The following is a 12,962-nucleotide window of genomic DNA, read 5'->3' on the forward strand; positions in this document are numbered from 1 at the left end:
GCACCATCCGACGCCCGCGGTACGACAGCCCGCGCACGAGGCGGGCAAGATGAGATCCAGCAGAGTCCGCATCGCCCGAGTCTGCGCGCACCCACCGACAAGCGACCGCGCCCTATTGCGTTGCCACAGAGCGTTTTATGAGCGGGCGATCAGCCGGGCAGCACCGGGACGGCGTTCGCGCCGAGGCCCGGCACCTCGCGCCAGTACGGCTCGCCACCGTCCGGGTTGCTGGTCAGCTCGAGCACCGCGCGGGAATCGGCCGCGTACTGATGCTCAGGCGTGGCGCTGACCTGCCGCACCGGCGCGGTCAGGTTCCGGCTGGTCTGCGGTATCGGCTGCGAACCGTCGATCGACACGGTGCCGACCGGGTCGACATTGCCCTCCCTGGAGATGATCAACCGGTCGCTGCCGAACCACGACAGCGACACCGCGGCCGCGCTCGAGTTGACCCCGACGGGCAATGGCGAGGCCAGCGCGAAACCGCCGCCCGGCTTCGGAATGACCACGGCCACATACACTTTCCCGTCGGCGATCAGCGCGGCCCGCACCCCGGTGCGGGAGATCCGCAGCTCGGTGATGGGCGCGTGGAAGGTCGACCCGGAACCGCTGGAGGTGAGGCCGGAGGTGTCGACGTCCTGCACCGAGACGGTGTTGGTGGTCCGGTCGTTCACGGCGCGGACGACCCGCTCGCCGTCGATGACGGCCCACGCGGCGGTGCCGTCGATGTTCCAGGACGGCCGGGTGATGGTGCTGCCCGCGGCGACCGGAATCGCGTTGCCGCCGTAGGTGCCGATCATCAGGGTGCGCGGCGGCTCGGGCGCGGGCCGCCCGGTGTCGGCGACCCCGGCGACCAGCTGACCGTCCGGCGAGAGTGCCGCGGAGAGCAGGTTGTTCACGGTGCCGAAGTAGCCGGGCGCCGGCGTGATGGGCGCGTTGTTCTCCGGGACCTGCACCAGCGCGCCGCCGCGCAGCGCGTGCAGGCCGACCTGGGTGTTGCCGACCGCGGGCTGGCTGAACTGCTGCACATCGGCGGCCGACCAGCCGCTGCCGGTGAACCGGTCGTCGAACGGTTTGCCGTCGGCGAGCAGCACGTACGGTCCGAGGATGTCCGCACCCGCGAGGGTGAGCACCACCTGCGCGGCGAGCAGTTCGCGATCGTGCGGATTGAGCGCCGAGGCGCCGGCGAAGTCGATCTTCACCCCGCCGAGCCCGACGCCGACCTCGTCCGGGTCGCCGTTGGCCTTGGTGATCGGGCCGCGCAGGGTGATCGGCGCGGCCAGCTCGTTGCGCAGCACCGGGGCGAGCGCGGGCTGGGTGCCTTCGCCGAGCATGGTGAGCAGCCGCTGGGTCAGCTGCGCCTTCGGCACGGAGACCCAGCGCAGGTCGGGCACGACGACACTGCTCGTCGGATCGACGAAGTACAGCGCGTAGCGCCGGTACCACTTGCCGAACGCGATGGCGTCCATCACGACGCCGTCGGGCAGTTCATCGATACGCCACTCGTCGTTGACCTTGGTCATCTCGATCTTGTTTTCCAGCGGCGGGTCCGACGAGGCGTGGTACGAGCCGTTGCTGTCCAGCTCGGCGACCTTGCGCGCCCGGATCCGATAGGTCGCCTTGTCGCCGGTGCGCGACTCGCGCAACGTATCCGGCTTCTCCACGATCGTGGTGCCGGCGGCGTCGTCCCACTGCGCCGCGGCCGACGGGGTCATGAACTGGCGCGCCGCCAGGTGCCGGTTGTTGGGGTCGGCGGTGGCCAGCAGGAAGTCGCGCAGCAGCAGGTCGGGGTCGCGTCCCTGCGTGGGCGCGGGCGGCCCCTCCGATGTCGGCTCGCGGTTGATGGTGCCGATCGCCTGCGGCGCGGAGGATTCCGGCAGGCTCGCGCATCCGGACAGCACGAGCAACGCCGCGAGAGCGGCCGTGCCGACCGCGAGGAGCCGCCGCGGCTTCGCGGCACCGACCCGCCTTCTCATGAAACCCCTTCCCCGCGACCCCGCGTCGACGCGGGCGCGCATCGGATGGCTCGCGCCGAGCGGGTAACGCCCGCTCATGACGGTACGTCCCCCGATTCGGCGACCGTGCCGGCCCCCGGCTGCGACGACTCCGCACCCGGCTGGGACGGCGCGGCGGCCTTCGACCCGTTCCCGGACGCGGGCGTCGACGCGCCCGTATCCGCTTCCGGCTCAGGCGGATTCGGCACGATCTCGAGCTCGACCTGCCTGGCGGGCTGCTTGCGCACCGGTTCCAGCGACAGCGGGCTCGCGCCGAGCTTCTTGCCGCGCACCAGCGGCAACGTCAGCCGGAAGCTCGCGCCGACACCGACCTCGCCCCAGGCCTCCAGCCGCCCTTCGTGCAGGTTCGCGTCCTCGACGCTGATCGACAGCCCGAGTCCGGTGCCGCCGGAGCGGCGCATCCTGGACGGATCCGAGCGCCAGAACCGGTTGAAGACCAGCTTCTCCTCGCCGGGTCGCAGGCCGACGCCTTGGTCGCGCACCACCACCGAGACCGCGTTGGCGTCGACGTCGCCGCGCATCCTGATCAGCACCGGCTTGCCCTCGCTGTGGTCGATGGCGTTGGCGAGCAGATTGCGCAGCACCCGCTCGACCCGGCGCGGATCGACCTCGGCGACCAACGGCTCCTCCGGCATGTCGACCACGACCTCCACCCCGGCGTCCTTGGCCAGGTGCCGCACGGTCGAGATGGCCGCCCGCGCGCACATCCGCACGTCGAGCGACTCGACCTGCAGCTCGGCCACGCCCGCGTCGTGGCGGCTGATCTCGAGGAGGTCGTTGAGCAGACCCTCGAACCGGTCGAGCTCGTTGACCAGCAGCTCGGCGCTGCGGGCCAGGGCCGGATCCAGATCGTCGCTGCTGCCGTGGATGAGGTCGGCGGCCATTCGCACGGTGGTCAACGGCGTGCGCAGCTCGTGGCTGACATCGGAGGTGAAGCGGCGCTGCAGGTTTCCGAACTCCTCCAGCTGGGTGATCTGGTTGGACAGGCTCTCGGCCATCTCGTTGAACGCCTGCGCCAGCCGCGCCATGTCGTCCTCGCCGCGCACGAGCATGCGTTCCTTGAGCCTGCCGTCGGCGAAGCGACCGGCGATGCGCGCCGCCGACCGGATCGGCAGCACCACCTGCCTGGTCACCAGCGCCGTGATCGCCGCGAGCAGGACCAGCAGCACGATGCCGCCGATGAACATGGTGCCGCGCATCAGCGAGAGGCTGCGCGCCTCACTGGCCAGCGGGAAGATGAGGTAGATCTCCAGCGTCGGTATCTCGGTGCTCGGGCTGCCGATGATCAGCGCCGGGCCGTGGTAGCCGCTGGAGTCGGAGACGGTGCTGAACTGGCGGCTGACCTGGCCGCGCCGCACGAAGTTGCGCAGCTCGTCGGGCACGTCCTGCATCGGGCCCGCGGTGACCTCCTGCTGGCCGCTGCCGACCATCACCAGTGCCACGTCGTAGCTGCCCGCCACGCCGGTCTGCGGTCCGCCGTCGCTGGACAGCGCGTTGCGCGCCTCCTTCAGCTGGGCGCCGGTGTCGTGCGTGCCGATCAGCTGGCTGTGCACCGCGTTTCGGGCGCGGACCATCTCCTCGACCGCCGCGTTGATCTTGGTGTCCAGCATGCGGTTGGTGATCTGGTCGGTCAGCACCACGCCGAGGATCGTGATGACGATCAGCGACAGGGTGATGGTCGAGACCGCGACGCGCAGCTGCAGCGACCGCTGCCAGAGGTGCCCGAGCGCCACGCCCAGCTCGGTGAACCGGGTCCCCACCGCGGCGAGTCGCCGCTCCAGTGTGCTGCTGGAGCGATCGGTCACGGTCGCGCCTCGCCGGCGCTCGATGCCTCCGTCCGCACCAGCGCTGCCACGAGTCGCGCACTGCGACCGATCACGGCGGTCCGGCCTTGTAGCCGACGCCGCGCACGGTCAGCACGATCTCCGGGTTCTCGGGATCCTTCTCGACCTTGGCGCGCAACCGCTGCACGTGCACGTTGACCAGCCGGGTGTCGGCGGCGTGCCGGTAACCCCAGACCTGTTCGAGCAGCACCTCGCGGGTGAACACCTGACGCGGCTTACGGGCAAGCGCGACAAGCAGATCGAACTCCAGCGGCGTCAGCGAGATCTGCGCGCCCGCGCGCGTCACCTTGTGCGCGGGCACATCGATCACGATGTCGGCGATGGACAGCAGTTCGGCCGGCTCGTCCTCGGTGCGGCGCAGCCGGGCGCGCACACGAGCGACGAGTTCCTTGGGCTTGAACGGCTTGACGATGTAATCGTCGGCGCCGGACTCCAATCCGAGCACCACGTCGACCGTGTCGGTCTTCGCGGTGAGCATCACGATCGGCACGCCGGAGTCGGCGCGCAGCACCCGGCACACGTCGATGCCGTTCATGCCGGGCAGCATCAGGTCCAGCAGCACCAGATCGGGGCGGATCTCGCGAACCGCCGCCAGGGCCTGTGTGCCGTCGCCGACCACATGCGGGTCGAACCCTTCCCCGCGCAAGACGATCGTGAGCATCTCAGCGAGCGCCATATCGTCGTCGACGACCAGAATCTTCGGCTTCATAATTACTATGTTGTCATCTCCCAGGCGAGGAACGGGCCGCCACGCCAACACTGGTGTGAACCCGCCGCACATCTAACCCTAACGGGTAATCAAATCGGCCAATCGCGCGGCCAACGTGGCTGTATCGTCACCGGATCGGAATATCCACCACGGCCCATACCAGTTGTGTCGAGCGAGCTCACGGTACACCGCGAGGGTCCGTCGCTGGAGTTCCGCGTCGCGTTCGTACGCGTCGAGCGCCCGGCTGTGGTCGAGCTCACCGCGCCTGCGGGCCCGTTCGGCCGCGAGTTCCGGTGAGACGTCGAGCAACACCTGCAGCGCGGGCGTCGGCAGCGCGAACCGCTCGTACTCCAATTCGCCTATCCAGCCGACGATCTCGCCGTCGGCGGCCTGCTCCAGGCGGGCCGCGTTGTAGGCGGCGTTGGAGGCCACATACCGATCGAGCAGCACAATGTCGTTGTCCGCCAACGACTTCGTGAGTTCGTCGCGCGCGTCGGCGCGGTCGAGCGCGAACAGCAGCGCCATCGCGTTGACCGACGCCGCGAGGTCGCCGTGCGCGCCGCGCAGCGCCTCGGCCGCCAAGTCGGCGTGCACCGAGCGCCCGTACCGGGGAAAGGCCAGTGTGGCGACTCGCCGTCCGCCCGCACGCAATTGAGCCGTGACGGCCTCGGTCAGCGTTCGCTTGCCCGCACCGTCGAGGCCCTCGATGACTACCAGCGCTCCCATGGCACGCAGGGTACCGAGGCGCGGAGCCGGTCCGGCACGTCGGGCCGACCGGAGAAGCCGGGCCCGACCGGAATACGCGCCACCGGATCCGAAAACGCGCGACCGGCCCGAAAAAGCGAGCCATCGGAAAAAGCGGGGCCGCCGGATCCATCGAATCCGGCGGCCCCGCTGAGCCCCAGGCTCAGTAGCGGTAGTGCTCCGGCTTGTACGGGCCGTCGACGTCCACGCCGATGTACTCGGCCTGGTCCTTGGTGAGCCTGGTCAGCTCGCCGCCGAGCGCCTCCACGTGGATCTTGGCGACCTTCTCGTCGAGGTGCTTGGGCAGGCGGTAGACCTCGTTGTCGTACTCGTCCGGCTTGGTCCACAGCTCGATCTGCGCGATGACCTGGTTGGAGAAGCTGTTGGACATGACGAACGACGGGTGGCCGGTGGCGTTGCCCAGGTTCAGCAGGCGACCCTCGGACAGCACGATGATCGACTTGCCCGACTCCTTGAACGTCCACAGGTCGACCTGCGGCTTGATGTTCAGCCGGTCCGCGCCCGAACGCTCCAGCGCCGCCATGTCGATCTCGTTGTCGAAGTGGCCGATGTTGCCCAGGATGGCCTGGTCCTTCATCGCCTTCATGTGGTCGAGGGTGATGATGTCCTTGTTGCCGGTCGAGGTGATGACGATGTCGGCGTCGCCGATCGCCTTCTCCACGGTGACCACGTCGAAGCCGTCCATCAGCGCCTGCAGCGCGTTGATCGGGTCGATCTCGGTGACCTGCACCCGGGCGCCCTGTCCCGCAAGCGATTCCGCGCAGCCCTTGCCGACGTCGCCGTAGCCGCAGATCAGCACCTTCTTGCCACCGATGAGCACGTCGGTGCCGCGGTTGATGCCGTCGATCAGCGAGTGGCGGGTGCCGTACTTGTTGTCGAACTTGGACTTGGTGACCGAGTCGTTGACGTTGATCGCCGGGAACACCAGCTCACCCGCCGCGGCGAACTGGTACAGCCGCAGCACGCCGGTGGTCGTCTCCTCGGTGACGCCCTGGACCGAGTCGGCGATGGCGCTCCACTTGCCCTTGTCGGACTCGAAGCGCTCGCGCAGCAGGTTGAGGAACACCTTGTACTCGGCCGAGTGGCTCTCGTCCTCCGGCGGCACCACGCCTGCCTTCTCGAACTGCGCGCCGCGCAGCACGAGCATGGTGGCGTCGCCGCCGTCGTCGAGGATCATGTTGGCCGGCTCGTCGGGCCAGGTGAGCATCTGCTCGGCGGCCCACCAGTACTCCTCCAAAGTCTCGCCCTTCCAGGCGAAGACCGGGGTGCCCTTCGGCTCGTCGACGGTGCCGTGCGGGCCGACCACCACGGCGGCCGCGGCGTGGTCCTGGGTGGAGAAGATGTTGCAGGAGGCCCAGCGCACCTGCGCGCCCAGCGCGACGAGGGTCTCGATCAGCACCGCGGTCTGCACGGTCATGTGCAGCGAGCCGGAGATGCGCGCGCCCTGCAGCGGTAGCACCTCGGCGTATTCGCGGCGCAGCGCCATCAGACCGGGCATCTCGTGCTCGGCGAGCCGAATCTCCTTGCGGCCGAATTCGGCCAGCGCGAGATCGGCCACCTTGAAGTCGATGCCGTTGCGGACATCGGCGGTGAGCTCGGTTCGGGCGGGAAGTTCTGAGGTCGTCATAGCCTCTATCTGCCTCTCCTGGAAAGTCGGTACCAACACGCAAGGTTAGTCGCTGGCGCGGCGGCTGGGTACACCGTACTCACCCTTGCTAGCTTGGCGCGATGTCGAACCTCCGCGCCGTGCTCACCGCCGCTGTCGCCGGGTCGCTCGTCGTCGGAGCGGCCGCCGCCTGCGACAGCCGATCGGACTCGGCACCGGCTACCGCGCCGCGAACGGTGGAGTTGCAGGCGCACCGCGGGGGCCGCGGCCTCACCGCCGAGGAGTCGCTGCCCGCCTTCGCGAAGGCGATCGAATCAGGCGTCAGCACACTGGAACTCGATATCGTGCTCAGCAAGGACAAGACGCCGATGATCTGGCACGACCCGACCGTGCTCGCGACCAAGTGCGCCGACACCGCGCCCGCCACGCCGGCGGACCCGCAGTTCCCGTACGTGGGCAAGCTGGTGCACGACCTGACTCACGCGCAGCTCCAGACTCTGGACTGCGGCAAGGCCCTCGCCGAGTTCCCCGGCCAGCAGGCGGTGCCCGGCAACCGGATAGCCACGCTGCCCGAGTTGTTCGATCTGGTGCAGAGCTACCGCGACGCGCGCCTGCGCTACAACATCGAGACGAAGCTCGAGGCCGAGCACCCCGAGCAGTCGGCGACGCCGCAGGAGTTCGTCGACGTCATCCTCGGCGCGGCCGCCGCGGCGGGCGAGACGGGCGATATCGACATCCAGAGCTTCGACTGGCGTTCACTTCCGCTGGTGCGCAAGGCCGATCCGGCGATCCCGATCGTCGCGCTCTACGACGACACCACCTTCGTCGCGGGCTCGAAGTGGCTCGGCCCGCTCCGCTACGAGGACTTCGCGGGTGATCCGCTGCGCGCCGTTCAGGCGCTGGGCGCGAACGCCGCCTCGCCCGGCTACTCGGCACCCACCGGCCGGAAGGTGGGCGAGCCCGGCTTCGCCCTGGTGGCCGACAAGGCATATGTCGACCACGCCCACGAGCTGGGTTTACGGGTGATCCCCTGGACGGTGAACGACAAGGCCACCATTGCCGCGCAGATCGACACCGGCGTCGACGGCGTGATCACCGACTACCCCGACCGGATGCGAGAGGTGTTGCGGGAGAAGGGTTTGCCGTTGCCTCCCGGATACCGGCGCTGAGCCGGGGAGCTACGCGGCACCGGACTCCGGCACGTCGGACTGCGGGGGAAGCGGTTGCGCGGCAGCGGTCGGGGCCGAATGCGCTTGCGGCACAGCGTTCAACGTGGTGACCGTGCCGTACCGCGCGAGCAGGCGGCGACGCCTGCGGGGATGGATATTGGTCAGGGTGATGTCGCCGCCGTAGTGCGCGAGCACCCGGTGATCCATGACCGCCCGCCACAGCGGCGGCACGGCCGCGAACAGAATCATCGTCGCGTACCCGGCGGGCAGCTGCGGCGCCTGCATCGAGCTGCGCAGCGTCTGATAGCGGCGCCCCGGGTTGGCGTGGTGGTCGCTGTGGCGCTGCAGGTGGAACAGGAAGATGTTGGTGACCAGCCGGTCGCTGTTCCAGCTGTCCCGCGGCGAGCAGCGCGCGTAGTTCCCGTTCGGCCGCCGCTCGCGCAGCAGGCCGTAGTGCTCGACGAAGTTCACCGTCTCCAGCAGCGCGGCGCCGATCACGGCCTGCAGGATGAGCCACGGCAGCGCGCCGAGGCCGAAGATCGCCGTCATGGCGCCGAACAGCACCACGCTCATGGACCAGGCCTGCAGGATGTGGTTGTGCACGCTGAACCAGCGGCGGCCCTTGCGTTCGAGGCGCACCCGCTCCAGTTCGATGGCCGAGCGGAAGCCGCCGATCACGCTGCGCGGCAAGAACTCCCAGAGCGTCTCGCCGAGCCGGCCGCTGGCCGGATCCTCCGGCGTCGCCACCCGCACGTGGTGGCCCCGGTTGTGCTCCACGAAGAAGTGCCCGTAGAACGACTGCGCCAGTGCGACCTTGGCCAGCCAGCGCTCCGCGCGCTCGACCCGATGCCCGAGCTCGTGCGCGGCGTTGATGCCGATGCCGCTGACGAAGCCGAGCGTCGCCGCCAGACCGAGCTTGTCGGCGATGCTCAGCTCGTGCCCCGCCCACATGGCGCACGCGATGATCAGGCCGATCAGTTGAACCGGAAGGAAAAGGTAGGTGCACCACCGGTAGTACCGGTCGTTGCTCAGCAACTCGTAATCCTCGTCGCGCGGGTTGGTGCCGTCCTCGCCGACGACCCAGTCCAGCACCGGGATGACGATCAACACGATGATCGGACCGATCCACCAGAATACCTTCGCGCCCGTCTGCAACACCAGTTGCGAGGGCAGCAGCGCGCTCAGTGGAGCGATCAAGCCGAAAACCCATAGGTATCGTTTGGGATCAGAAGATACCCCCGGTTTGCCAACCGTTTGCACGTTGCCCCGCTAAATAGGAACCCTAACTCCGATGTAGGTGAATAGTTCCAGACTGTACGGCCGTTACGCAGACCCTGCCGGTTGAAACGTGATGAGGGTTACAGAGGGGGCCGCCGATTTTTAAGCACGCTCACATGTGCTCGAAGCACCGGCTTACTCGGCGCAAACGGATTGGGCCCGCCCGGGATTCGTTCAGCGCTTGATTCGGGCCGCGAGAATCGCCTCCACGTAGGGGCTCAGCAACGCGCTCAACTCCCCCGGCGCGTCCTGTCCGGGAGACGGCGGAGTCGGGATGTAGCTCATCGCGATGCGCACCAGCGCGTGCGCGATGATGTCGGATTCCGCGGCGGTGGCGGCGACCCAGCTGTGCTGGAAGGCGAGGGACAGCCGCTTGCTCGCCTGATCGAGCAACGGCCCAGCATCGAGGGTGATGAGCCGCAGCAGATCCGGCTTCACCTCGCCGGCGAGCAGCGACCGCACCAGCGGGTCGGCGGCGGCGTCGATGAAGAAATTGGCCACGCCCTCGCGGAACGCGGCCCGGACATCGCCGACATTGCCGGTGATGGCCGTGTCGACGTGATCGACCAGATCGTCGGCCAGGCGCAGCGCGTACGACTGCGCCAGGCCACTGCGGGAACCGAACTCGTTGTAGAGCGTCTGCCTGCTCACTCCGGCCCTGGCGGCCACATCACCGAGGGTGATCTTGGACCAGTCCCGTTCGGTGAGCAGTTCACGCATGGCCCCGAGGACGGAGGCGCGCAGGAGTTCACGCGCCGCCTCCTGATAGGGGATGCGGGTTCCGGGGCGCGGCATACCAGCGACACTGGCACGGGCGGTTCCCGCAGTCAAAATCTCACGACCGTTCGATTTCGACCATGTAGAAGTCAGCCTTGGCGGCGCCGCAGTCCGGGCAGGTCCAGTCGTCGGGGATATCGTCCCAGCGGGTGCCCGGGGCGATCCCGTCGTCGGGCCAGCCCTTGGCCTCGTCGTACTCGAAACCGCACTGGATGCACTGGAACAGCTTGTAGTCAGCCCGACCCGTCGCCCGACCGCCGCCCCTCATCGAATCGCTGCGCGATGCTTCATTCATTTCACGGTCCCCATCGGTTCGAAGTCGATCTTTTCCCGCACACCGCAGTCCGGACAGCACCAGTCGTCGGGGACATTCGCCCACGGCGTTCCCGGCGGAAAACCTTCGTGCGGAGCGCCTTTCGCCTCGTCGTACACGTAGTCACAGACAGGGCACCGAAACAGTCTCATCCCTGCGCCTCCGCCGCGCCACCGGAGTACCGGGCGAGCACCCGATCGCGTTTGGCGGGATGGATGTTCGCGCGCGTGATGTCTCCGTCGTAGTGGGCCAGCACCCGCTTGTCCATCACCCGGCGCCACAGCGGCGGGAAGTATGCGAGCAGGATCATGCTGGCGTACCCGCTGGGCAGGTTCGGCGCGCCGTCCCAGCTGCGCAACGTCTGGTAGCGCCGGGTCGGGTAGGCGTGGTGATCGCTGTGCCGCTGCAGGTGGTACAGGAAGATATTGGTGACGATGTGGTCGCTGTTCCAGCTGTGCACCGGCGCGGGCCGCTCGTACCGCCCCGACGAGGTGCGTTGGCGCACAAGGCCGTAGTGCTCCAGGTAGTTGACCGCCTCCAGCAGGCTGAACCCGACCACGGCCTGCAGCACGAGGTAGGGCAGCAGCTCGAGCCCGAACACCGCGACCAGCGCCGCGTACAGCACCGCCGACATCAGCCACGCGCTCAGCACCTCGTTCCGTAGGCTCCACGGCTTCTTGCCGAGCCGGGCCAGGCGCGTCTTCTCCAGCCGCAGCGAGGACGTCAGGCTGCCCCACACCGTGCGCGGCCAGAACGCCCAGAAGCTCTCGCCCACACGGGAACTCGCCGGGTCCTCCGGCGTCGCGACGCGCACGTGGTGGCCGCGATTGTGCTCGATGTAGAAGTGCCCGTAGAACGACTGGGCCAGCGCGATCCGGGACAGCCAGCGCTCGAGCCGGACCTTCTTGTGGCCGAGCTCGTGCGCGGTGTTGATCCCGATGCCGCCGAGCATGCCGACCGTGATCGCCAGGCCGATCTTGTCGACCAGGTGCAGGCCGCCGTCGACGCCGAGCCAGGTCACCCGGTCCGCGGTGATGAGGTAACAGGCCATGATCAGCGAGGCGTACTGGAACGGCAGATACAGGTAGGTGAGGTAGCGGTAGTACCGGTCGTGCTCCAGGTACTCCATCACCTCGTCCGGCGGGTTCTCCCCGTCCGGCCCGAAAAAGATGTCCGCCAACGGAATCACCAGGTACACCAGGATCGGCCCGAGCCAGAACGGCACCTGCGCAAGGCGATGCCAGCCAAGGGCGTTGAGCGCCAGGATGAGTGGGATCCCGATCGTGAAAAGGCCGGTGGGGGCGAACAATCCCCAGAGCCACATGTAGCGCTTGCGGTCGCGCCAGTCCGGGACGGCCGCCGGCTGCGCGGACGTGTCGGCCTCTGTCGACATCGTTGTCTCCAATCCAAAAGCGGCACGTCACGTGTGACGTGCGTTACCTCTGAAATGGACGATAGAGCGATGTTTGTCGTTTGTCTAGACAAATCAGCTGATTTGTAAAGCGGCACGAGCGGCACAGAAGAGAACACCCCGATCGGAGGACTCCGACCGGGGTGTTGGTTGTCGAGGGGTATTACCGCAGCGGGACTTCGGCATCGGCAGGCAGTGCGTCGAGCGGCCACCAGCGCAGATCGGTGGACTCCGCGCTGCGCACCGGGACCGCGCCCGCGGGCGCGGTGATCCGGAACAGCAGATCCAGATGCCTGGTCGGCATGCCGAGCGAGCAGGTGATCGGATGCGCCTGCGCGCCATACAGTTCGGGCTCCAGCCGCAGCCCGTCGATGCCCGACTCCTCGGTGGCTTCGCGCAGCGCGGCGTCCGCCACCGTCTCGTCGCCCTCCTCGCAGTGCCCGCCGAGCTGGATCCAGCAGCCCACCCGTGGGTGCAGGGTCAGCAGCACCTCGCGTTCGTCGTGCGAGAAGACCACGGCCGAGGCGGTGATGTGCCCCGGCGCGTGTTCACGCAGGCACCCGCGCGGGGCGGAGCCGAGGAACGCGAGCATCGCCTGCCGCAGCGACCGGTCGTGATCGGCTGCGGGAGACCAGGTTTCGAGCAGCTCGGTCGCCGAGGCGTGCAGCGACGCCGCCGTCACAGTTCGACCAGCCCGAACCCGGAGCCGGGCACCGGGCGCGGGGTGAGCTCCTCGAGCGGATGCCCGATGGCGATGGCGCCCAACGGGTTCCAATCCTCGTCGAGGCCGAGCACCTCGCGGGTGACCTCCGGCGCGAAGATGGTGGAGCCGATCCAGCAGCTGCCGAGGCCCTCGGTGGCGAGCGCCACGAGCAGGCCCTGCACCGCCGCGCCGACCGCGACGGTGAACATGGTGCGCTCGTTGCCGCGGCGCCGCTCGTCCGGGTAGTCGTGCGCGCCGTCCGGCACGCAGAACGGGATGATCACCTCGCGCGCGTCGAAAAGGATTCCGCCACGGGCGATTCGGCGCTCGACCCGCTCGGGGTCCAGCCCGTCCGCGGTGAGGTCGGCGCGCCAC

General features: G+C 68.6%; 13 protein-coding genes. 1 reads left to right on the forward strand and 12 read right to left on the reverse strand.

The features are described 5' to 3' along the window. Positions 1–149 precede the first annotated feature (149 nt). From lpqB to ahcY, 5 genes are all read right to left on the reverse strand, one after another. On the reverse strand, positions 150–1,973 hold the full coding sequence (lpqB, locus tag ON39_RS25955) for an MtrAB system accessory lipoprotein LpqB (RefSeq protein ID WP_051187091.1): 1,824 nt from the start codon (positions 1,971–1,973) through the stop codon (positions 150–152). A 74-nt stretch (positions 1,974–2,047) separates the two neighbouring features. Further along, positions 2,048–3,817: an MtrAB system histidine kinase MtrB gene (gene mtrB, locus ON39_RS25960; protein WP_083894693.1), complete on the reverse strand. Its 1,770-nt coding sequence runs from the start codon at positions 3,815–3,817 to the stop codon at positions 2,048–2,050. A 70-nt stretch (positions 3,818–3,887) separates the two neighbouring features. Continuing rightward, entirely contained in the window at positions 3,888–4,565 is a 678-nt protein-coding gene (mtrA, locus tag ON39_RS25965) for an MtrAB system response regulator MtrA (RefSeq protein WP_040738310.1), read from the reverse strand. Between the two features lie 78 nt (positions 4,566–4,643). Next, positions 4,644–5,291: a dTMP kinase gene (locus tag ON39_RS25970; protein ID WP_040738312.1), complete on the reverse strand. Its 648-nt coding sequence runs from the start codon at positions 5,289–5,291 to the stop codon at positions 4,644–4,646. 181 nt (positions 5,292–5,472) lie between these two features. Beyond that, positions 5,473–6,957, reverse strand: a complete 1,485-nt coding sequence (ahcY, locus tag ON39_RS25975; protein WP_040738316.1) for an adenosylhomocysteinase — start codon at positions 6,955–6,957, stop codon at positions 5,473–5,475. A 101-nt stretch (positions 6,958–7,058) separates the two neighbouring features. On the opposite strand from ahcY, the gene ON39_RS25980 reads away from it, so the two are divergent. Further along, entirely contained in the window at positions 7,059–8,105 is a 1,047-nt protein-coding gene (locus ON39_RS25980) for a glycerophosphodiester phosphodiesterase family protein (protein WP_040738317.1), read from the forward strand. A 9-nt stretch (positions 8,106–8,114) separates the two neighbouring features. On the opposite strand, the gene ON39_RS25985 is transcribed toward ON39_RS25980, so the two are convergent. The 7 genes from ON39_RS25985 to ON39_RS26015 all read right to left on the reverse strand — a co-directional run. Next, the gene (locus ON39_RS25985; RefSeq protein WP_246002788.1) at positions 8,115–9,302 is read right to left on the reverse strand and encodes an alkane 1-monooxygenase; all 1,188 of its coding nucleotides are present in this window, start codon (positions 9,300–9,302) and stop codon (positions 8,115–8,117) included. 255 nt (positions 9,303–9,557) lie between these two features. Next, positions 9,558–10,178: a TetR/AcrR family transcriptional regulator gene (locus ON39_RS25990; protein ID WP_040738319.1), complete on the reverse strand. Its 621-nt coding sequence runs from the start codon at positions 10,176–10,178 to the stop codon at positions 9,558–9,560. Positions 10,179–10,218: 40 nt separating this feature from the next. Beyond that, positions 10,219–10,428: a rubredoxin gene (locus ON39_RS25995; protein ID WP_040738335.1), complete on the reverse strand. Its 210-nt coding sequence runs from the start codon at positions 10,426–10,428 to the stop codon at positions 10,219–10,221. Positions 10,429–10,451: 23 nt separating this feature from the next. Next, the gene (locus ON39_RS26000) at positions 10,452–10,625 is read right to left on the reverse strand and encodes a rubredoxin (protein ID WP_040738321.1); all 174 of its coding nucleotides are present in this window, start codon (positions 10,623–10,625) and stop codon (positions 10,452–10,454) included. Continuing rightward, positions 10,622–11,866: an alkane 1-monooxygenase gene (locus ON39_RS26005; protein WP_040738322.1), complete on the reverse strand. Its 1,245-nt coding sequence runs from the start codon at positions 11,864–11,866 to the stop codon at positions 10,622–10,624. The genes ON39_RS26000 and ON39_RS26005 overlap by 4 nt, the downstream gene beginning before the upstream one ends. A gap of 181 nt (positions 11,867–12,047) precedes the next feature. Next, on the reverse strand, positions 12,048–12,566 hold the full coding sequence (locus ON39_RS26010; RefSeq protein WP_040738323.1) for an NUDIX hydrolase: 519 nt from the start codon (positions 12,564–12,566) through the stop codon (positions 12,048–12,050). Further along, positions 12,563–12,962: nitroreductase family protein (locus ON39_RS26015; protein ID WP_040738325.1), on the reverse strand; the 400-nt coding region annotated here is incomplete at its 5' end. The genes ON39_RS26010 and ON39_RS26015, both read right to left, overlap by 4 nt.

The organism is Nocardia tenerifensis NBRC 101015, assembly GCF_000308715.1.
GTDB classification, from domain to species: Bacteria; Actinomycetota; Actinomycetes; order Mycobacteriales; family Mycobacteriaceae; genus Nocardia; species Nocardia tenerifensis.